Origin of the sequence: Mucilaginibacter gotjawali (assembly GCF_002355435.1) — a bacterium.
GTDB lineage: Bacteria > Bacteroidota > Bacteroidia > Sphingobacteriales > Sphingobacteriaceae > Mucilaginibacter > Mucilaginibacter gotjawali.
Genome location: NZ_AP017313.1, coordinates 5,381,504 through 5,401,143 on the forward strand (window position 1 = coordinate 5,381,504; position 19,640 = coordinate 5,401,143).

At 44.3% G+C, this 19,640-nt stretch carries 21 protein-coding genes; 14 read left to right on the forward strand and 7 right to left on the reverse strand.

What is annotated here, in order from left to right:
- Positions 1-644 precede the first annotated feature (644 nt).
- The 10 genes from hemC (at position 645) to MgSA37_RS23785 (ending at position 9,733) form a co-directional block, all read left to right on the forward strand.
- The gene (hemC, locus tag MgSA37_RS23740; protein ID WP_096355670.1) at positions 645-2,225 is read left to right on the forward strand and encodes a hydroxymethylbilane synthase; all 1,581 of its coding nucleotides are present in this window, start codon (positions 645-647) and stop codon (positions 2,223-2,225) included.
- 344 nt (positions 2,226-2,569) lie between these two features.
- Positions 2,570-3,541 carry a porphobilinogen synthase gene (hemB, locus tag MgSA37_RS23745; RefSeq protein WP_096355672.1) on the forward strand — a complete coding sequence of 324 codons (972 nt, stop codon included), beginning with the start codon at positions 2,570-2,572 and terminating at the stop codon, positions 3,539-3,541.
- Positions 3,542-3,585: 44 nt separating this feature from the next.
- Entirely contained in the window at positions 3,586-4,956 is a 1,371-nt protein-coding gene (hemL, locus tag MgSA37_RS23750) for a glutamate-1-semialdehyde 2,1-aminomutase (RefSeq protein ID WP_096355674.1), read from the forward strand.
- Positions 4,957-5,073: 117 nt separating this feature from the next.
- The gene (locus tag MgSA37_RS23755; RefSeq protein ID WP_096355676.1) at positions 5,074-5,943 is read left to right on the forward strand and encodes a sensor histidine kinase; all 870 of its coding nucleotides are present in this window, start codon (positions 5,074-5,076) and stop codon (positions 5,941-5,943) included.
- Between the two features lie 160 nt (positions 5,944-6,103).
- Positions 6,104-6,811, forward strand: a complete 708-nt coding sequence (locus MgSA37_RS23760; RefSeq protein WP_096355678.1) for a response regulator transcription factor — start codon at positions 6,104-6,106, stop codon at positions 6,809-6,811.
- Positions 6,811-7,338 (forward strand): tetratricopeptide repeat protein, encoded by a 528-nt coding sequence (locus tag MgSA37_RS23765; protein ID WP_096355680.1) that lies wholly within the window; start codon positions 6,811-6,813, stop codon positions 7,336-7,338. Before MgSA37_RS23760 ends, MgSA37_RS23765 begins: the two co-directional genes overlap by 1 nt.
- A 110-nt stretch (positions 7,339-7,448) precedes the next feature.
- Positions 7,449-8,504 (forward strand): uroporphyrinogen decarboxylase, encoded by a 1,056-nt coding sequence (gene hemE, locus MgSA37_RS23770; protein WP_096355682.1) that lies wholly within the window; start codon positions 7,449-7,451, stop codon positions 8,502-8,504.
- Between the two features lie 78 nt (positions 8,505-8,582).
- Positions 8,583-9,119 (forward strand): CopD family protein, encoded by a 537-nt coding sequence (locus tag MgSA37_RS23775; protein WP_096355684.1) that lies wholly within the window; start codon positions 8,583-8,585, stop codon positions 9,117-9,119.
- A gap of 76 nt (positions 9,120-9,195) precedes the next feature.
- Entirely contained in the window at positions 9,196-9,432 is a 237-nt protein-coding gene (locus MgSA37_RS23780; RefSeq protein WP_096355686.1) for a hypothetical protein, read from the forward strand.
- On the forward strand, positions 9,425-9,733 hold the full coding sequence (locus tag MgSA37_RS23785; RefSeq protein ID WP_096355689.1) for a type II toxin-antitoxin system RelE/ParE family toxin: 309 nt from the start codon (positions 9,425-9,427) through the stop codon (positions 9,731-9,733). The genes MgSA37_RS23780 and MgSA37_RS23785 overlap by 8 nt, the downstream gene beginning before the upstream one ends.
- Positions 9,734-9,831: 98 nt before the next feature.
- Here MgSA37_RS23785 and MgSA37_RS23790 read toward each other — a convergent pair whose 3' ends face one another.
- From MgSA37_RS23790 to MgSA37_RS23800, 3 genes are read right to left on the reverse strand one after another with little or no spacing between them, the layout of a single operon-like run.
- The gene (locus tag MgSA37_RS23790; RefSeq protein ID WP_096355691.1) at positions 9,832-10,062 is read right to left on the reverse strand and encodes a hypothetical protein; all 231 of its coding nucleotides are present in this window, start codon (positions 10,060-10,062) and stop codon (positions 9,832-9,834) included.
- Positions 10,062-10,379, reverse strand: a complete 318-nt coding sequence (locus tag MgSA37_RS23795; RefSeq protein ID WP_096355693.1) for a rhodanese-like domain-containing protein — start codon at positions 10,377-10,379, stop codon at positions 10,062-10,064. Before MgSA37_RS23795 ends, MgSA37_RS23790 begins: the two co-directional genes overlap by 1 nt.
- Position 10,380: 1 nt before the next feature.
- Positions 10,381-10,659 (reverse strand): rhodanese-like domain-containing protein, encoded by a 279-nt coding sequence (locus MgSA37_RS23800; protein ID WP_096355695.1) that lies wholly within the window; start codon positions 10,657-10,659, stop codon positions 10,381-10,383.
- Between the two features lie 215 nt (positions 10,660-10,874).
- Between MgSA37_RS23800 and MgSA37_RS23805 the strand changes: the two genes are divergently transcribed.
- On the forward strand, positions 10,875-11,084 hold the full coding sequence (locus MgSA37_RS23805) for a hypothetical protein (protein ID WP_096355697.1): 210 nt from the start codon (positions 10,875-10,877) through the stop codon (positions 11,082-11,084).
- 6 nt (positions 11,085-11,090) lie between these two features.
- On the opposite strand, the gene MgSA37_RS23810 is transcribed toward MgSA37_RS23805, so the two are convergent.
- Entirely contained in the window at positions 11,091-11,819 is a 729-nt protein-coding gene (locus tag MgSA37_RS23810) for an esterase family protein (protein WP_172885367.1), read from the reverse strand.
- Between the two features lie 50 nt (positions 11,820-11,869).
- Positions 11,870-12,466 carry an SGNH/GDSL hydrolase family protein gene (locus MgSA37_RS23815; protein ID WP_096355699.1) on the reverse strand — a complete coding sequence of 199 codons (597 nt, stop codon included), beginning with the start codon at positions 12,464-12,466 and terminating at the stop codon, positions 11,870-11,872.
- A 389-nt stretch (positions 12,467-12,855) separates the two neighbouring features.
- Between MgSA37_RS23815 and MgSA37_RS23820 the strand changes: the two genes are divergently transcribed.
- The gene (locus MgSA37_RS23820; protein ID WP_172885368.1) at positions 12,856-15,816 is read left to right on the forward strand and encodes a cadherin-like beta sandwich domain-containing protein; all 2,961 of its coding nucleotides are present in this window, start codon (positions 12,856-12,858) and stop codon (positions 15,814-15,816) included.
- A 56-nt stretch (positions 15,817-15,872) separates the two neighbouring features.
- Here MgSA37_RS23820 and pdxA read toward each other — a convergent pair whose 3' ends face one another.
- Complete coding sequence (pdxA, locus tag MgSA37_RS23825; protein ID WP_096355703.1) at positions 15,873-16,940, reverse strand: 4-hydroxythreonine-4-phosphate dehydrogenase PdxA; 1,068 nt, start codon at positions 16,938-16,940, stop codon at positions 15,873-15,875.
- A gap of 228 nt (positions 16,941-17,168) precedes the next feature.
- On the opposite strand from pdxA, the gene rsmA reads away from it, so the two are divergent.
- Positions 17,169-17,948, forward strand: coding sequence for a 16S rRNA (adenine(1518)-N(6)/adenine(1519)-N(6))-dimethyltransferase RsmA (gene rsmA / locus MgSA37_RS23830; RefSeq protein WP_096355705.1), 780 nt, complete (start codon positions 17,169-17,171; stop codon positions 17,946-17,948).
- 21 nt (positions 17,949-17,969) lie between these two features.
- On the opposite strand, the gene MgSA37_RS23835 is transcribed toward rsmA, so the two are convergent.
- Positions 17,970-18,536 (reverse strand): hypothetical protein, encoded by a 567-nt coding sequence (locus tag MgSA37_RS23835; protein ID WP_096357717.1) that lies wholly within the window; start codon positions 18,534-18,536, stop codon positions 17,970-17,972.
- A gap of 135 nt (positions 18,537-18,671) precedes the next feature.
- On the opposite strand from MgSA37_RS23835, the gene MgSA37_RS23840 reads away from it, so the two are divergent.
- Positions 18,672-19,613 (forward strand): 2-hydroxyacid dehydrogenase, encoded by a 942-nt coding sequence (locus MgSA37_RS23840; protein ID WP_096355707.1) that lies wholly within the window; start codon positions 18,672-18,674, stop codon positions 19,611-19,613.
- The last annotated feature ends 27 nt before the right edge of the window (positions 19,614-19,640 follow it).

Sequence of the window (19,640 nt, forward strand, 5' to 3'; positions counted from 1 at the left end):
GTTTTAACGACAGCTAATTTAGGGAATATCCGGGAGGATCTGCTACATCAATTTCATCAAAAAATTATCATTATGTTACTTGTTCTGTTGAGATGTTAATTACCGCAAATGCATTGGTGCATATTAAATCATCCGCTTAGCTATTGCCCGTACGCTGTTACAGGCCCGGTCACGTAAACAATTTTGACCCTTACAATCAGCGCCAACCAAAGAAATCGCTTTAAAGGGGGGGAGGCTGTCTCAAAAGGCTTTCAATGTGAAATGTCACCAATTTATATTTTGAACAGCTAGGTCTTTGTGACTATCGTGTTTTTTCTTAGTGCGCTTCGTGGTAAAAAACAAACCACAAAAAACACGATGTCAGAATATTATTTTGTTTGCTTTTCATTTCATACACTTTTGAGACAGCCAACTCAAAAACGAGTCGGAGTTTTCTATAAAAAGGCCGCTCCTCCGGAGCTAATGATGACGCGCCTGTCAGACTCCGGAGGAGTCCCGTGTTTATAGAAATATAAAATTGAAAATAAAGGCTCCAGGGGAGCCTCCTCGCGTTTGTTATATTTTAAAAGCGATTTCCATGCAGCACCCGCAATTATTCCGTAAATCATCTGCATAAAAAGTTAAATTTGCAGCACAATCATAAAGTGGATAGAAAACTCATCATCGGAACACGCGGCAGCGACCTTGCTTTATGGCAGGCGCATTTTGTACAGGACAGCCTGGCCGCGCTTGGCATCACCGCCGAATTAAAGATCATTAAAACCCAGGGCGACCGCATCCTGCATTTAAGCCTGGATAAACTGGAAGGCAAAGGTTTTTTTACCAAAGAGCTGGAAGAAGAATTACTGGCGGGCACTATTGACCTTGCCATCCATTCGCACAAGGACCTGCCTACTGAAAACCCGCCGGGGCTGATGATCGCCGCCGTTTCTGAACGTGAAGACGCTTCTGAATTGTTATTGATACTAAAAGATTGTGTGGATGTACATCAGAAATTATCCGTAAAATACGGCGGTATCGTGGGTACATCCTCCAACCGCCGCAAAGCCCAGTTACTGGCTTACCGGCCCGATCTGGATATTATCGACCTGCGCGGCAACGTACCAACCCGCGTAAATAAACTGCGCGAGGAAAATTATGATGCTATTATGCTGGCCAAAGCCGGCGTGCACCGCCTGGGTTTGGATTTGAGTGAATTTTATGTGGAAGAATTAAACCCGGCTGAACTGGTGCCTGCACCTGCTCAGGGCGCCCTGGCCATACAGATCCGCGAAAACGACACCGAACTGTTTAACGCCCTGCAGCCTATGAACCACCCTGATGTGGTGGAGCAGCTTGCCGTGGAGCGTACCGTGTTAAAACTGTTTGGCGGCGGCTGCCATATGCCTTTGGGCTGCTATTGCCGTAAGGAAGACGGGCAATTCCAGGTATTTACTTCAAAAGCTGATGAAGGCGGGGATTTCCCCGACAGGCTGTTTTTAGCAGCAGCAACTACTGAAGGCTTAGCACAAAAAGTGGTATCGTATTTCGATAAAGACAGGATCTTCCCTAAAAAAGTATTTATCAGCCGGGAACTAACTGATAAAAGCTATTTCCGCCGGGCATTGGAAAAACATGAAATAGTAGTGGAAGATCGTTCGCTCATCCGTACCGTACCGGTGATCACAAAGCTGGATAGCTTTATATTAAGAAACATTGACTGGGTATTTTTCAGCAGTAAAAATGCCGTGGAATACTTTTTTAACCTGGAGCCCCTATTACCTAAAAAAGTAAAATTTGGCGCCATGGGCAGCGGGTCGGAGGATATGCTGCGCCGTAAGGGTTATTTTGTTGATTATATTGGCGAGGGTATTGATACCGCCATTGTAGCCGCCGAATTTGCAGAATTAGCTAACGGGCTCAACATCGCGTTCCCCTCGGCCAAGGATTCGATGCGGAGCATCCAGCTCGGGCTTTCATCTGATACAAAGATCATCGACCTGCCCGTTTACGAAACCATCAAAGAAGAAAAACCGGAAGCGAGTGACGCGGAGATCCTGGTATTTACCAGCCCATCCAATGTAGAAGCTTATTTCGAAGAAAACTTAGTACAACCTGAGCAAAAAGTGATTGCCATTGGTAAATCAACCGGTAAAAAGCTGGAAGAAGCCGGGGTAAAATATACCCTGCCTTATTCACCCGATGAAACCGGGCTGGCAGAAGCGGTGTTCGGGATTGTTATTTAGTTCATAGTCGATGGTCGATAGACCATGGCAAAATCGCTGTGGACTATCGACCACGGTCCATGGACTGCAGCTGTTTATAAACAGCAGGAATAACACGGCATAGATCAGTTCATAAAAATATTTTTTTATCCTGTGATAAAATTTACAATAAAAACAGAAAATATTTTTTCTATTTATCAATAGCCAGGTGCTGTTCACAAAAAAATCATGTGGATGACATTTTTTTAGAAAAAGCTTCATATCTGCCTACAACTTAATGCGACCCGGCATTATTAGTACTTGAATTTGTTTTCCTTTATTAACTTTGTCTCTCCTGTTTATTGCAGGCCTATTGATCCTATAAAATGTTACAACGACCCCGTAGAAACCGGAAAAGCGAAGTTATCCGCCAGATGGTACAGGAAACGCACGTCAGTGCGGCTAACCTGATCTTCCCTTTATTTATTATTGAAGGTATCGCCCAAAAAACTGAAGTGGCATCTATGCCGGGCATCTTTCGCTATTCGATAGATAATTTGCTGCGCGAAATTGAAAGCTGTTTGAAACTGGGTTTAAATTCTTTCGATCTGTTTCCAAATATTGACGAATCGTTAAAAGATAAATATGCTACCGAAAGCCACCGCGAACAAAGCCTGTATCTGCGTGCCATCCGCGAGGTAAAAAAGAATTTCCCTGAAGCCTGTGTGATCACCGACGTGGCCATGGACCCCTACAGCAGCGACGGGCATGATGGCATTGTTGAAAACGGCGAGATCCTGAACGACGAAACCCTTGAGGTTTTGGGCAAAATGGCCCTTGCCCATGCACAATGCGGCGCCGATATTATTGCACCATCAGATATGATGGACGGGCGTGTAGGCTATATTCGCAGGGTATTGGACGAAAATAAGTTTACCAACGTTTCAATCATGTCGTACTCGGCTAAATATGCCAGCGCCTTTTACGGGCCGTTCAGGGATGCTTTAAATTCGGCCCCAAAATTCGGGGATAAGAAAACTTACCAGATGAACCCGGCCAACCAGCGCGAAGCTTTGATTGAGGCCAATCTGGATGAGCTTGAAGGCGCCGATTTTTTAATGGTAAAACCAGCCCTGCCTTACCTGGATATTATTAAATTGATAAAAGACCATACGGAACTGCCGGTTGCGGCATATAATGTAAGCGGTGAGTACGCCATGATAAAGGCAGCCATCCAAAAAGGCTGGCTGAATGAGCAGCGTGCCATCACCGAAGTACTTACTTCTATCAGGCGTGCAGGCGCCAGCGCGATATTAACCTATCACGCAAAGGAAGTATTGGAGAATAAATGGTTGTAAGTTAGTGATTAGAGGTTAGAGATAAGAGACTAGAAAAATAAAAAATGTTCGATTCTTTAAAAAAGAAATTCAGTGGTGATGGTGATGAACCGGTAGGTACAACTACCAAACCGGATATCAGCAGGGAGAAGTCTGCGGCTTTGTATGAAAAAGCGAAAACGTATTTCCCGGGTGGAGTAAACTCGCCGGTAAGGGCATTTAAATCCGTATACGGTACGCCCCTGTTTATTGAGAAGGGTGACGGCAGCGCAATATGGGATGCCGACGGCAACCAGTTTATTGATTTTTGCGGCTCCTGGGGGCCGCTCATCCTGGGGCATAACCATCCTAAGGTAAGGGAGAAAGTAATGGAGGTGATGCAAAACGGCACTTCATTTGGCGCACCAACCGCGCTTGAAAATGAGCTGGCCGAGCTGATCGTTAAAAACAATAAATTTATTCAAAAACTGCGTTTTGTAAGTTCAGGTACCGAGGCGGTAATGTCGGCTATCAGGCTGGCAAGGGGTTATACCAAGCGCGATAAGATCTTGAAGTTTGAGGGTTGCTACCATGGGCATACCGATGCGTTGCTGGTAAAGGCAGGCTCGGGCCTGGTTACTTTTGGTGAAACATCATCAGCCGGGGTGCCTAAATCATTTGCCGATGAAACCATAGTAGTAGCCTTAAATGATAAAGCAGCGGTAGAAGAAGCTTTTGCAGAATTCAAGGACCAGATAGCAGCCGTGATCATTGAGCCTATCCCGGCGAATAATGGTTTGCTGTTGCAGGAAAAAGAATACCTGCAATTCCTTCGGGATATCTGCACCAAAAACGGCACTTTATTATTTTTCGACGAAGTGATCTCCGGCTTCAGGGTCGGATTTGAAGGCGCAGCAGGTTATTACCAGGTAAAACCGGATATCATCACTTATGGAAAGATCATTGGCGGCGGATTACCTGTTGGCTGCTATGGGTCATCTGCCGAAATAATGGGCAATGTATCTCCTGACGGGCCGGTTTACCAGGGTGGCACTTTATCGGGCAACCCGGTAGCCATGGCAGCAGGTATTGCGCAGCTGACTGAATTATTAAGATCCGGCTTTTACAAGGATCTTAACAAAAAGACCGAAGAATTTACCGATGCCATACAGCGTTTTGCCACGGCACGGAATTATACGTTTAAAGTATTCACTATCGGCTCCATTTTCTGGTTTGCATTTACCAATAAGGAAAGCATCCGCAGGGCCGATGAAGTGGATGCCGCGAGCATGGATAAATTTAAAAAGTTACACCGCGAATTGCTTAACAGGGGCGTTTATTTTGGCCCCTCAGGCTACGAAGTTGGGTTTATATCGTCGGCCCATACCAAAATCGACCTTGAAAAAGCAAAACGCGCTATATTTGAAAGTCTGGAAGTGGTGTTTAACGGGAAGTAAAGCAGTTGGCAGTTATTAGTTTGCAGTTTGCAATAAAGTTTGCAAACACGCTTATTAATCACTTAACTGAAAACTAACGGCGCGCTGCCCACTGCAATCTAAAAACTGCAAACTGAAATGAGAAGATCATTCATCATATTTTACGCGCTCATCACCTATGCGTTGGCTGAGTTAACCTGGTGGGCCTATTTGCTTGTAAAAGCAATGCCGAGCAGCTTTGGCATGATCATGGGCGAAGGTTCGGTGTTTATATTTGTATTTTTTGTTGGGGCATACTCCCTGCACAGATCTATACTGAAAGAGCGCAAATTACAGGAACAAAAGAAGAACTTCCTCCTTTCGGTAACTCACGAGCTAAAATCGCCTTTAGCATCCATCAAAATACTTTTGCAAACCATCCAGAAACGCGATCTTACAAAAAAACAAACGCTTGATTTTATCGAAAAATCGTTAAAGGATATAGAGCGCCTGGATGATATGGTAGAAAATATGCTGCTGGCATCAAAAATTGATAACCAGTCGTACACTTTTCCAAAAGATAAATTCAATCTGTCGGGCCTGGTTGACAGTATCGTTAACCGCCTGCAGATCACCAAATGCGAAAGTAACCAGCAAATTATTGACGCTGAAATTGAGCCAAAGATCGAGATCACCGGCGATAAATTCGCCTTAACTTCGGTGGTTACCAACCTGATTGAAAACGCTATTAAATATTCGGGGCCATGCGCAACGGTTGCGGTAAAACTGTTTTCGAAAGACGATAAGGTTTATTTACAGGTTGCCGATCATGGCATCGGCATATCAGATATGGAGAAGGGCCGTATCTTTGATAAGTTTTACAGGGTAGGCAGCGAGGACACCCGTAACACAAAAGGCACCGGTTTAGGTCTTTATATTGTAAAAGAAGTGCTTGATAAGCACCAGGCCAGTATAAAAGTGAAAGATAACCGACCTGTTGGTAGTATATTTGAAGTGGTTTTTGATTAACACGAATTTCACGAATAAAAACGAATGCCCGCTAATTAGCTTTACAGCCAATTGGATATGATTTTAAAACTTCGCTTTTATTCGTGTACATTCGAGAAAATTAGTGCTTAAATAAATTCGTGTAATCCGAAATAATTCGTGAACATTAGTGTAATATATTATGCCAAACAAAAAAAGAATTTTACTGGCCGAAGATGAAGAGCATCTTTTAGAAGCCATAAAACTGAACCTGGAGCTGGAAGGTTACAAGGTTTCAACTGCTACCAATGGCAAAAAAGCCTTGCAGATATTTAAAGAAGAACGTTTTAATTTAGTAATACTGGACGTAATGATGCCCGAAATTGACGGCTTTGTGGTTGCTGAAACCATCAGGCTGGAGAACTCAGAGGTGCCTATTATGTTCCTTACTGCTAAAAACACAAACGAGGATAAAATTTCGGGGCTGAAAAAAGGAGCAGATGATTATTTAACCAAACCCTTTAACCTGGAAGAATTGATTTTGCGGGTAAATAACCTGGTGAAACGCAGCCTTAAAGGCGACGAGCTGAAAGAATTTAACAGCTACAAGATCGGGGACAAAACCATCCACTTTAATTCTTTTGAACTGGTAAACGGAGATGGATCGATCACCCCGCTAACAAAAAAAGAAACCATGCTGCTTAAACTGCTGATTGAGCGCCGTAACGACGCCGTATCGCGCGAGCAAATACTGGAAACGGTTTGGAATTACGATGTATATCCATCTACCCGCACCATCGATAACTTTATCCTTACTTTCCGTAAATATTTTGAACCTGACCCTAAAAACCCGGTTTATTTTCACTCTATCCGCGGTGTAGGCTATAAATTTACTGATAACCAGCATTAATGTTTACCAACAGGACCCGTTTATTTATCGGCACTATTTTTTTCCTGTCGCTGATCATTTTGGTAGACCGGCACCTGTATGAATTGTCATCAGTTGCGCTGATGATGATCGTTTTGCTGGGCTGGGATTATTTGAGGCAGGGCACTTTGGTAGTAGCTTCAAAGCAATTTCATCATAAAGATTACGAAAAAGCTGAACGTACCTTATCTGAAATATTAAGGCCGCAATGGCTGGCCAAAAACAGGCGGGGATATTATGAGTTTTTAATGGGCGGGGTTTGCCTGCAAAAGCAGGATTTTGAAGATGCCGAAAAACATTACGAAATTGCCGCTCAATACCCTTTACGTTCCATAACGGACCATGTGGCCGCGCTGGTGCATGTGGCCAATATCAGCATCAGGCAGGGTAATTTTGACAAGGCCGAAGCTTATTTGCAGCTTACCGAAAAACATAACGCTAAAATTAACGCCAAAATGAAGGATGTGATCAGCCGACTTCACCAGGAAATAAAGAAAAATAAACGGTAGGGGCGACCCTTGTGGTCGCACTGCTATTATAAAGGGCGGCCACAAGGGGTGTTCCTATTAAATATAACGTTATAAAGGGCGACCACAAGGGTCGCCCCTACGATAAACATATGAGAGATTCATTACTGATAAAAGCCGCATTTTCGGAGAAAACAGGACGCCCGCCAGTGTGGATGATGCGCCAGGCAGGCCGTTTTATGAAAGAATATTGGGATATTAAAAACAAATATTCCTTCCTGGAGATGTGCAAAACGCCAGAGATTGCCGCGGATGTTACCATGCTGCCGGTCGACCTGCTGGGTGTTGACGCCGCCATTTTATTTTCAGATATCCTGGTAACAGGCGAAGCTATGGGCGGCGATCTCAGTTTCAGCCAGGGTGTAGGGCCAAAGTTTGCCAACCCGGTACGCACACAGGCCGACGTGGATCAACTGGAAACAGAAGTTGGGGATAAGCTGCAATATGTTGCTGACGCGATAAAAGTAATACAACAAAGACTAAATGCCCGCCTGCCGGACGGGCAGGGTTCCATCCCACTGATCGGTTTTGCAGGCGCCCCTTTTACGGTAATGAGTTACCTGGTTGAAGGCGGTTCATCAAAAGATTTTAAGCTTACCAAATTGATGATCCACAACCACCCGGAACTGGCCCACCAGTTACTATCCAAAATAGCGACAGTTACTGCCAATTACCTCAACATGCAGATCGCTGCAGGCGTTAATGCGGTACAAATCTTCGATAGCTGGGCGCAGGCGCTGGCCTGGGAAGATTATAAAGAGTTTTCGCACCGGTACATTGTGGAGATCATCAGCAAACTTAACCGGAAAGATATCCCCGTGATCTCCTTCTGCAAAGGCAGCTCGGTTTTTGCGCCACTAATGGCCGAAGCGAAACCTGATGTAATTTCTATCGACTGGAATGTTGATCTTTTGGATATTAAACAGCGTTTACCAAAAGGCATCGCCGTACAGGGCAACCTGGATCCGCATATTTTATATGCCGATAAAAAAGTAATTAAAGACCGTATCTACCGCCTGTTCGACCGGATGAAGGATGAACAGGGGTTCATATTTAATTTGGGCCATGGCATTATGCCGGATATCCCTTTTGAAAATGTGAAATACGCGGTTGATATCATAAAAAGCTACAGCCCCCCGACCTCCTAAATGGGGAGTTCGTGGTGGGTTATTTAAACATAATAAATATTCAAATTCCCCCTTTAGGGGGTTAGGGGGCTTGACTTTATGTATCCTTACGTCCTTTCCATACACATCATTTTTGTAGTCTGCTGGTTTGCCGGGTTGTTTTATATGGTGCGCCTTTTTATTTACCACACCGAGGCGCAGGAAAAACCAGAACCTGACCGCCGGATACTTTCTGAACAGTTCGTGATCATGGAGCACAAGCTCTGGTATATTATTACTGTACCGTCTATGGTGCTGGTATTGGCCGCAGGGTTAACCATGCTGTATATGCTGCCTGTGTGGCTGCAACAGCCATGGATGCACTTGAAGCTGATGTTTGTGGTGTTGTTACTGGTTTATCATTTTGTTTGCCAAAACATCATGAAGCAAATGGCAAAAGGGATCTTTAAACGTACCTCCACCCAATTGCGCCTCTGGAACGAAGTGGCCACCATCCTTTTATTTGCGATAGTTTTCCTTGCTGTTTTAAAAGATGCCGTAAACTGGATCTATGGGCTTGTCGGCCTAGTTCTTTTATCCATCATGCTGATGATCGGCGTAAAAATTTACAAGCGTTTCCGCACAAAAGATAAATAGTTCGATCGTCTCCGGCATAAAAAATTAACAAGCTTTTTTGATCATAATTAGTTAAATTTGTTTAAAAAGATTTATTATGTCGGTAGCGGAAGTACATAAAACCAAATCCAACCTAAAAGCGTGGATCGACCAGCTTTCAGATACCAATATGCTGAGTATGCTGGATGGCGTCCGGATCTTAAATACCGGCAATACCGCCTGGGATGATCTTACCGAATATCAAAAAGAAAACATCAATGCCGGATTAGATGACATTAAGCATGGGCGTGTGATGTCGTCAGAAGAGTTTTGGGACCAGCTGAAAAATGGCTGAAAAAGTTCCACATAAAATAATTTACACCCAGCGTTCTCTTGCCAATATCAGGGCGATAAGAAGTTATTTACTGTATAAATTCACTCAAAAAGAAGTTGATAATCTTTACAGGTTGATAAATGAGTTTGAAAGCGTTGTTGCGGTATTTCCTCAATTATATCCTTTAATTACTGGTAGTAAAAAAGTACGACGTGCTGTTCTGAGCAAGCAATTATCAGTATTTTACACGTTTTCGAAAGATGCGCTGCGAATTGCTGCCATACTTGATAACAGGATGGATAACGCCAAATGGCCGCGTTAAAAACCAACGAACATTTCCGCGCAAAAAAGGGATGAAGGAAACGCCTGTCGGCATCTGATCATCCCATATTGAAATTAAAACAGAAAAACCAGGGGCTCTTAAATATCTTCTATGTCTTTATCTTTTTTTGTATCATAAGGTACAGCACAACCACCTGCCCCACAGCACCCGGTATTGGATAGCGCCATGTAAATAAACAGGGCGCTAAATAACCCAACCGCCCAATCTGACGATTGGATCGACCAAACCAGCATCCACAAACCCATCCCCAGGCGCAAAAAGCGTGCAAAATTCCAGTTGGTAAATACCCTTTGTTTGATCGCTTCCATTAAATGTATTTGTTAAGGCTGTGCCAGCTGCCGCCGTTATGCACGTTTGTAAATCCCTGTGATTGTAACATGGCCTTTGCCGAACGGCTGCGCATGCCCGAGGCACAACAGGTAATGATTGGCTGATCTTTTTTCATCTTGCTTACCTTGCCGGCGAGCATACCGAGCGGGATATTTACCGACCCTTTTACATGCCCTCCCGAAAACTCCCCTGGCGAGCGAACATCAATAATTTTTGCGCCACCAGCTATCAACGCCTCAAAATCAACGCCCGGTGTTAATCCGAATATTTGTTTTAAACTTTCTAAAAATCCCATATTAATTCATTGAATAATTTTTAATAGTTACCCACGACCCACCATCGCAGCAATCAATCCCATATTGTTTTAAAAGCTGGCTGGCCATCTGGCTCCGCATGCCCGACGCACAGCAAAGTATAATGTTTTTCATTTGCTTCAGTTCTTCAAGCCGCGTATTAAGTTCATTTAAAGGGATATTGATACTTGCTTCAGCGTGCCCGGAATTAAATTCCTCAGGCGATCTTACATCAACAACAACGGTTCCCGGCGATAATAGTAATTCTGTCAACAGGCTCATTTTGATTATATTTAATAAACAAAAGTGAACATATCGCCGATCTCTGTTTGGAACATTTGTTGGATAAGAGGCAATTTTTTCAAACGCTAACGGGACCTTCCCCAACCGACGGCCGTTTTAACACAAAAATTCTATTTAAAAGATGATGAGGAACATTTTAATTTACATTGAGCAGCATTATTTTTGATTAATTATCCCTTTTAACAAATCGATATATGGACGAACCGGATATCTACGATCCTAAACATTGGAAGTGGTCGACATTTTATTATAACCAGGGGGATAAAAACTGGTTTGTACCGGGAAAGGAGGGTTTAGGCCTTAGGCCTAACTTTGCCCATAAATCAATTCAATTTATTTTCGGCCTCATCTTAATAATCACAACAGTATTGATTTTGTACAACTTAGATGTGCTGAAGTTTTAAACTACGCTACAAATATAGCTGTACCATTTGCCGCCAGTACCGCGGGCGGTGGGCGTAATTGGCCCAGGTATAAAACTGGTTGGCAATGCCCTTGTTCCAGAGCAGCTCACTAAAATCGTGGTTGTTTTGCCAAAAGGGGTCGGTTTCGCCTATGGCCAATATAATTTCAAGCTGACGGATGGCTTTAAGCTGGTTTTCATCGGTCATATTGGCCATATATTGCTGGGGCATATTAAAATAAATATCCTCGTTATGGTAGCCATCAAACAAATCCCTGAAATCCTCTATCTGCCGGCTAAGGTCGTACCGGCCACTCATCCCTACTGCCTTTTTAAAAATGTGGGGATGTTTTAGGGCGATGTTAAGGGCATGGTAAGCGCCCATGCTGCAGCCGGCGGTTTCAAAATAGTTGCCGTTGTTTTTTAAACGCATCAAGGGCAGCACCTCATTAAGGATATAGTTTTCGTATTGAATATGTCGGCCGATGCGCACTTCCGGGTAAACATCGCGGTTGTAAAAACTTTCGTTATCAATACTGTCAACACAAAAAAGCTGGATCTCGCCGTTGTAAAGCCGGTCGTGCAGCGAGTCAAGTACGTGCCAGTTTTCATAATCATAAAAACGGGCCATCCGGGTAGGAAAAAACAGTACGGCGCGGCCATTATGCCCCAATATTAAAAGCTCCATGTCGCGCTGCAACACCGGGCTGTACCATTTGTGATATTCTCGGTTCATTTACGGGTTGCAATATCATTACCCGACGTTAAGTTACCATAAATAAATGATTAACCCATATGCAGGATGCAATTTAAAATAATTGCACGCCACAAAGCATATCCTTTTGCACTCAGATGGAGCCCGTCGAAAGCAAACAGTTCGGGCCGGGGTTTGCCGCCCCCATCAAGCATCGGGCTAAAAACATCCACAAAATGCCAGTTGGCGGGGTAGGTATTTATTTCCTTTTCAATTAATGAATTGGTGAACCTGAAAACGTTGGCCATATGCCAGCGGGTGATGCTGGGCTTTAGGGAGATAAAATAAACAGGGATGTTGCCGAAACGGGCGTTTATTTTTACCGCCATCTCCTGGAAAAAAATAAAAACCTCTTCGGGGTGACGGCCATCGCCCAGGTCGTTATCCCCGGCATAAATAACCAGCCGTTTGGGTTGATATGGTTTCATTATCCGTTCAAAAAACCAAACGCAGGCAGCAAGTGTCGATCCGCCAAAGCCCAGGTTAACAGGCTTAAACCCAGGGAAATCTTTATCAAGGCTGCTCCATAGCCTGATAGACGAACTTCCGTAAAAAAGCGTTTCAGGTACAAAATTTAAATTTTGTGCCTTTTGTTCCAATTGTTTAACGTCATCTTCGTACCAGTACATGCGGTGTTGTTATACGGTCTTTTTTGTTTTAAAGATTGTCTTAAACGTGTGGCCGTGACAATTATGCCAAACCTAAAAATTCCGGCTGTAATCCGGGTATAAAAGTTTTAATTAAATAAATGAACCGACGCTCCGCTGTTTTTTGAATAGTCTGCTAAATACCATGCATTCAACTATTTTGGCTACTTAAATATCATTTTGTTTTTTGGGTGATTTTTAATAGCTTAGTTGCTAAGCTACGAACACAATGCAACTATTAAACTCAGATGACTGAAAAAATAATTTTCATGTGTAAACTGAGTTGTTTTGCTTTGCTATTTTTCTTAGTTCAAATTATTCCTGCAAAGGCTTTTTTATTACCATCGTTAAATGCACCGGGACATTGCAAGTTGGATAATATTGTTATTCCTGAGATAAAAACAAAAGCTGATACAGGTCAAATCGATCATTTTATTATTGCCGGACAAAGCAACGCGGTAGGAAAAGGGGATACAACTTTTTCTCCAAAACTCGCTATTGATATTGCCAGTCAATACTGGAATGGCGCCATCAGGGCAGCTAATGACCCAATTGGCCCGATTAGTGATAGCTTATACAGGGGCAGCGCCTGGCCGGCCTTTGCCTTGCGATATAACCAGTTAACAGGCCATAAAGTGGCCTTTGTGCAATGTGCAGTTGGCGCAACTTCGCAGGTTGCGGCAACAAAACCGGAAGTCGCCGGAACATGGGATACAACAGGCACTTTATTTACAACCATGATAGCCCGCAGCGACAGTTCAATGGCTGCCTTTACGACAGCAGGATACAGGGTGAATAACTGCGGGATGCTGTGGCTGCAGGGAGAACAGGACGCCGCGGGGATTGAAAATGGATCGATAACGGGTGAAGATTACTATCGGCGCGCAATTGTAATGATCAATAATTTTCATGCTCATTATGGCGCTAAGATCCCGTTTTACTTAATAAAAATAGGAGCGGAGGTAAAACCCGGCCACTACGGATTCGATACAATCAGGAACCGGCAGGAACAGCTGGCTAAAGCAGGATACGTTATTATTGTAAGCAGACTTGCTGCTTCATATATCAAAATGGGGTTGATGAACCCTATCCTAACATTAGGCAACCTGCATTACAGTCAACAAGGTTATAACGTGATCGGTATCAATGCCGCTGAAAACGTTGTAGCGGGCTATAAAAACAACAGGTTTAACACCCCCTCCCAAAATACCGATCTGGCAAACCTGGGCATCAGTAATGGAAAGGTATCGCCCGCATTCAATCCGAAAATCAACAGCTATGTGACTACCCTAACTACGGATACAACAAGCATCGTTCCGCCGGCTGCAGATACATCGGGTGTGGTGACGGTAAATGGCACTATTGTACCCTGGGGGGCTGTTTTACCTGTTGCAAACCTTAAATTCGGCGTAAACACTTTTTCCGTAAGTGTTGCCGCCCCTGGCGCCAGTGCCGCCAACACTTATATACTAGCCATCAATCGCGTCCCATCCCCTGACGCCAGCCTTGCCGCACTAACATTAAGCACAGGCAAATTAAACCCCAAATTTTCACCTGCGATCAATACGTACGTGGCTTCTACAAACAGCAACATTAACTCGATCTCGTTGACGCCAACCACAAGCGACGCAGGCACTGTCGTAACCGTAAATGGCGTTCCTGTGATGTCCGGTGTCGCTTCGGCGAATTTACCGCTAATTACCGGGGCAAACATGATCAATATTATTATAACAGCAGCTGATGGGATCAGCACGCAAACCTATACTATTACGGTCACCCGTGCTCCTTCAGCCAACGCCAAACTTTTAAATTTAACAACAAGCAGCGGGGCTTTGATTCCGGCATTCAGCAATAACTTAACCAGTTACACGAAGGCTGTAAGTAATAATGTGGCGTCCATTATCGTTACGCCGACGGCGGCGGATTCCACTGCTACTATCTCGGTTAACGGCGCAATAGTACCGTCCCGCAGTCCATCAGGTTATATACCGCTAATTGTCGGCGCCAATGTGATCAATACCATAGTAACTGCCCAGGATGGTTTTTCCAGGCAAACCTATACCATAACTATTAATAGAGCTGCATCAACCAATGCTAAACTCTTAAGTCTAACCACCAGTAGCGGGGCTTTAAGCCCCGCATTTATCAATACTACGGGCACCTATTCAAAAGCAGTCGGCAATAATGTTGCCAGTATCACTTTTACTGCAAAAGCGGCTGACCCTACTGCGGTTGTTAAGGTAAACGGCACGGCCGTTCCTTCAGGTACGGCTTCGGCAGCTATCCAGCTCGCCGTTGGCTCAAATACAATCACAATCGCAGTGACCGCACAGGATGGCGTTACTGCAATAACTTATTCGATAATTGTTAACAGGGCCGCATCATCTAATGCTAAACTTTTAAGCTTAACTACCAGTTACGGCGCCATAAGCCCGGCATTTATAAATACCACTGTCAGCTATACCAAGTCGGTCAGCAATACAATTTCCAATATAACTGTTACTGCAAAGGCTGCAGATCCCAGCGCAGTTATTACAATAAACGGCATTCCGGTAATTTCGGGTGCGGCGTCTGCAGTAATCCTGTTAAAGGCAGGCACTAATTTGATAACCATTTTGGTTACAGCACAGGATGGTGTAACCACTAATGCATATACTATCATTCTAACCAGGCTCCCTTCAAGCAATTCCCGCATGTCTGCACTACATCTAAGCGACGTAACGCTATCGCCAACTTTTATAGGGACTACTAATAGTTATACAGCAGCTGTTGCAAATACCGTAACTTCAACCACCGTAACGCCAAAAACTGCCGAACCTAATGCCACTGTAACTGTTAACGGCACAACGGTGACTTCAGGAACAGCATCGGCGCCTATTGCTTTAAGTGTTGGCAGCAACGTTATTACAATGACGGTAACCGCCCAGGACGGCATAACCCTCACCATTTATACGGTTACTATAACAAGGGCTGCAGCTCCGGTAAATAGTATTTATGACATGGCGAGCGTATCAGTCGTACCGGGCATGCCGCAAATATCCAACGATGGCATTTCAGTAAACCAGGGACTTTCGCCAAATGGCGATGGCCTCAATGATATTTTGATGATAAAAGGCATCACCAGGTATCCCGACAACAAACTGATGATTATGAATAGAAGCGGTGAACTTGTTTATGAAATTAAAGGTTACGACAACATCACCAAGGTATTTGACGGGCATTCCAGTAAAACAGGAGCCATGCAATTACCCGGCACTTATTTTTACTCGCTGGATTATTCAGCAGATGGAATAGCTAAACACAAAACAGGGTTTATCGTGCTGAAATATTAAGGAAAGCGCCAGGAAGAAAGATAGTTAGAAACCTATTCCTGGCTCTTGATTCTCGCCTAATCCCTGTCGCGACTCAGTTTGGTGATGGTTAATGGGTTTTCCATTAGTTCCAGCGTTTCGCGGCGGTGTTTAACAATATGCAGCGCGGTAAATATCGCTTCACGGAATGACACTTCGGATGCCTTGTTTTGCCCGGCAATGTCATAAGCGGTACCATGATCGGGCGAAGTGCGTACAAAATTTAACCCGGCAGTAAAATTCACTCCTGATTCAAAAGCGATCTGTTTAAAAGGGATCAGGCCCTGGTCGTGGTACATGGCCAGTACAGCATCAAACTGTAAATAACTTCCGTTGGCAAAAAACCCATCCGCTGAATAAGGGCCGAAAGCAAGGATATTTGCATTCCGGGCTTCCTCTATTGCCGGGATGATCACATTTTGTTCTTCATCGCCAATCAGTCCGTTATCACCGGCATGCGGGTTCAGCCCAAGCACGGCTATCCGCGGTTTGCGGATCCAGAAATCATTCCGCAGGCTCTGGTCCATCAGTTTCAGTTTTGCCAGTATCTTCTCACCGGTAATGCTTTCAGCAATTTTAGCCACCGGGATGTGCCCCGTTACCACCCCTACACGCAGGGTGTCACTCACTAAAAACATCAGCGACTCTTCCGCGCCGCCGCGCTCCTGCAAATATTCGGTATGGCCCGGGAATTTAAACTCCTCGCTTTGTATGGTATCTTTATTAATGGGTGCGGTAACCAGTGCATCAATGTCACCGTTCAGCAGGTCGTTTGTTGCTTTTTCAAGGGAAAGGAAGGAGTATTTACCAACAGCGGCGTTCACCACACCGGGTTCAATCTTTACATCTTCTTCCCAGCAGTTGATCATATGCGGTTTGCGGTGGTCCTTTTTTCCCGTAGCCTCAGAAGGATGGTTGATCACCGCAAAATTAAGCTCTTCGATATTTGTTGTACGGCGATAAAACGACGCTACTTTTGTATGGCCGTAAACAATTGGCGTACAATAGTCATAAATGCGGAAATCCGCCAGGGTCTTGATTATAATTTCAAGCCCTATACCATTAACATCGCCAATACTTATCCCAATTTTTATTTTCTCGCTCATAACTTTATGATTACACCGATTATAGCTGGTGATTACACCGATTACAATTGATGATTTGCTTATTTTTTGGTCATTGCGTCATTGCGTCATTAGGTCATTGTTTAGCGGGATTATTCCAACTTTACAACATTTCAACCTTACAACATTTCAACTTCCCTCTACAAATTAAAAGATTAATTCATGATTAAAGGACAAATATGTATAATTTGCCACAATATTCGATTAATAATGACATTGGTAAGAGCAAAAAAGCACCTGGGTCAGCATTTCCTTACTGATAAAAACATTGCTGCAAAAATTGTGGAAAGCCTGCGGCCGCAAAACGGCTATAAGCAAGTGCTGGAAGTTGGCCCCGGGATGGGCATCCTTTCTGATTTTTTATTGCAGAAAACAGAGTACGAAGTTTCGCTGATCGACATTGATACGGAATCGTACCAATACCTGCAAAAAAAATACCCGGCTTTAGGTAAGCGGCTCATCAACGCCGATTTCCTGGACATGGATTTTGCCGCCTTTTTTAGCGGCCCGATGGCTATTATCGGCAATTTTCCGTACAACATATCGTCCCAAATCCTTTTTAAAGTACTGGACAACCGGCAGCAGGTGGTTGAGGTAGTGGGCATGTTCCAGAAAGAAGTCGCCGAACGCTGCAGCGCCAAACCGGGCAGTAAGGAGTACGGCATCCTGAGCGTGTTTTTGCAGGCTTACTATAAGGTTGAATATCTGTTTACGGTAAAGGCCGGGGTGTTTAACCCGCCGCCAAAGGTATTATCGGCAGTGATCCGGTTAACCCGTAATGAAACCCCCCGGCTAAACTGCGACGAAAAATTATTCTGGCAGGTAGTAAAGGCCGGCTTCAACCAGCGCCGGAAAACCTTAAGAAATGCGGTATCATCCCTCATCAACAAAGAAAAAATGACCGAGGAGCCATTGCTCGACCTGCGCGCCGAAAGGTTAAGCGTTGATGATTTTGTAAAGCTAACCAATATGATCGATGCCAACAGGTGAGCCGCAGGAGAGAAGTTGGGATTAAAACACCTGGATAGCCTCCATATGTCCGCTCAGTTCCATTTTCTTTACGGAAGCAGCCATGCGCTTGATAAAAAGATAATTGGCCGTACCGCCTATTACAGCGCCAACTACGGGCACAAGCCTTTCCGCCGTGCGGGTGCCCAATAGCAACAGCAGCTTTTCGGCAATACCCTCCATCATTGTTTTGGAAATGGCTACTCCGGCCTCCACTTTTAACGAAGTGGCGACAAGTTTCATAAAATCGTCGAATTCTATTTTATAAGTACCCTTGTTATGGTACATAATGGCCATTGTTACCCTGAATTGCTGGGTGATCAGGTTGGCGAAATCAAACGGTATCCCGGCAATCAGCGTAAACATACCGCCGCTGCCTGATATTACGCCCGAACCTGCTGCCAGGCAGGCACATTGCTCAATAAATTTATCAACGCCCATTTTATCAACCCCTTTTTTGATGTTGAGCTGGTTAATGTGGTCAAATATTTGTTTAAAACCCGCTTCTGCAAGTTTTTGCGCTCTGAGTTTGATATCTGCGCCCGCTTTTTTGAATTTGATGATATTCATGATATTATACCTGCTATTAACGTGCCAAAGGGCTGAAGGTGTATAATTGTCATGTTTTATCAATAAATAAAGGCCAGTAGGCTTATTAGTCCCATCATTTTTTAATTTTACATTTTTAATATAATAGCTGAGTATTTGAAAAACACCATCCTGATTGTTGATGATATCCACCCCATTTTTATGGAAAAGGTGGAATCCCTTGGTTATCAATGCGATTACCGCCCTTTAATAAAACCTGATGAAGCTCTGCAAATTCTGGGCGACTACGAAGGCCTGGTAATGCGCTCAAAGTTTAAACTGAACCGCCAGTACATTGATGCCGGTAAAAACCTGCGCTTTGTATGCCGCGCCGGTGCCGGCATGGACAATATCGACGAAGCCTACACCTCCGAAAAAGGCATCACCCTCATCAACGCACCCGAAGGCAATATGGATGCCGTTGGCGAGCACGCCGTTGGAATGCTATTGGCCCTGATGAATAACTTTAACGTTGCCGACGCACAGATCCGCGCCGGAAGCTGGCAGCGCGAAGCGAACCGGGGTTACGAGTTAAAAGGGAAAACCGTGGGCATTATTGGCTATGGCTTTATGGGGCATAGTTTTGCCCGCAAACTATCCGGCTTTGAGGTAAATGTGATCGCTTACGATAAATACAAAACCGGCTTCAGCGACCAGTATGCCCGCGAGGTAAGCATGGAAGAAATTGTGAAACACAGCGATGTGTTAAGCCTGCATATCCCGCTAACGCCCGAAACTGCCGGCCTGGTAAATGAAGAATACCTGTTCCATTTTAAAAAGCCCATATTCTTGATCAATACCGCCCGTGGTAAGGCGGTGCAAACCCAAGCAGTACTGAATGCCATTAAACAGGGTAAAGTTTTGGGTGCAGGGCTTGACGTGCTTGAAATTGAAAAATTCCCGACCCTTGCCGAACAGGAGTGGTTTGATGAATTACGTCAATCCGGCAAAGTGATCTTAACCCCGCATGTAGCCGGCTGGACATTTGACTCGTACCGCAAGATCAGCGAGGTAATGGCGGAGAAGCTTGCTTCGCTGTCCATGGTCCATGGTCGATAGTCCATGGCTACTTTTCAATACATAAAA

Coding starts and splice junctions, on each gene's coding strand:
- hemE (WP_096355682.1), top strand. CDS start 7,449: ATGAGAGATTCATTACTGATAAAAGCCGCATTTTCGGAGAAAACAGGA.
- MgSA37_RS23760 (WP_096355678.1), top strand. CDS start 6,104: ATGCCAAACAAAAAAAGAATTTTACTGGCCGAAGATGAAGAGCATCTT.
- MgSA37_RS23805 (WP_096355697.1), top strand. CDS start 10,875: ATGGACGAACCGGATATCTACGATCCTAAACATTGGAAGTGGTCGACA.
- hemB (WP_096355672.1), top strand. CDS start 2,570: ATGTTACAACGACCCCGTAGAAACCGGAAAAGCGAAGTTATCCGCCAG.
- MgSA37_RS23755 (WP_096355676.1), top strand. CDS start 5,074: ATGAGAAGATCATTCATCATATTTTACGCGCTCATCACCTATGCGTTG.
- hemL (WP_096355674.1), top strand. CDS start 3,586: ATGTTCGATTCTTTAAAAAAGAAATTCAGTGGTGATGGTGATGAACCG.
- MgSA37_RS23765 (WP_096355680.1), top strand. CDS start 6,811: ATGTTTACCAACAGGACCCGTTTATTTATCGGCACTATTTTTTTCCTG.
- rsmA (WP_096355705.1), top strand. CDS start 17,169: ATGACATTGGTAAGAGCAAAAAAGCACCTGGGTCAGCATTTCCTTACT.
- MgSA37_RS23835 (WP_096357717.1), bottom strand. CDS start 18,536: ATGAATATCATCAAATTCAAAAAAGCGGGCGCAGATATCAAACTCAGA.
- MgSA37_RS23790 (WP_096355691.1), bottom strand. CDS start 10,062: ATGGAAGCGATCAAACAAAGGGTATTTACCAACTGGAATTTTGCACGC.
- MgSA37_RS23785 (WP_096355689.1), top strand. CDS start 9,425: ATGGCTGAAAAAGTTCCACATAAAATAATTTACACCCAGCGTTCTCTT.
- MgSA37_RS23775 (WP_096355684.1), top strand. CDS start 8,583: ATGTATCCTTACGTCCTTTCCATACACATCATTTTTGTAGTCTGCTGG.
- MgSA37_RS23815 (WP_096355699.1), bottom strand. CDS start 12,466: ATGTACTGGTACGAAGATGACGTTAAACAATTGGAACAAAAGGCACAA.
- MgSA37_RS23795 (WP_096355693.1), bottom strand. CDS start 10,379: ATGGGATTTTTAGAAAGTTTAAAACAAATATTCGGATTAACACCGGGC.
- pdxA (WP_096355703.1), bottom strand. CDS start 16,940: ATGAGCGAGAAAATAAAAATTGGGATAAGTATTGGCGATGTTAATGGT.
- MgSA37_RS23800 (WP_096355695.1), bottom strand. CDS start 10,659: ATGAGCCTGTTGACAGAATTACTATTATCGCCGGGAACCGTTGTTGTT.
- MgSA37_RS23810 (WP_172885367.1), bottom strand. CDS start 11,819: ATGAACCGAGAATATCACAAATGGTACAGCCCGGTGTTGCAGCGCGAC.
- MgSA37_RS23780 (WP_096355686.1), top strand. CDS start 9,196: ATGTCGGTAGCGGAAGTACATAAAACCAAATCCAACCTAAAAGCGTGG.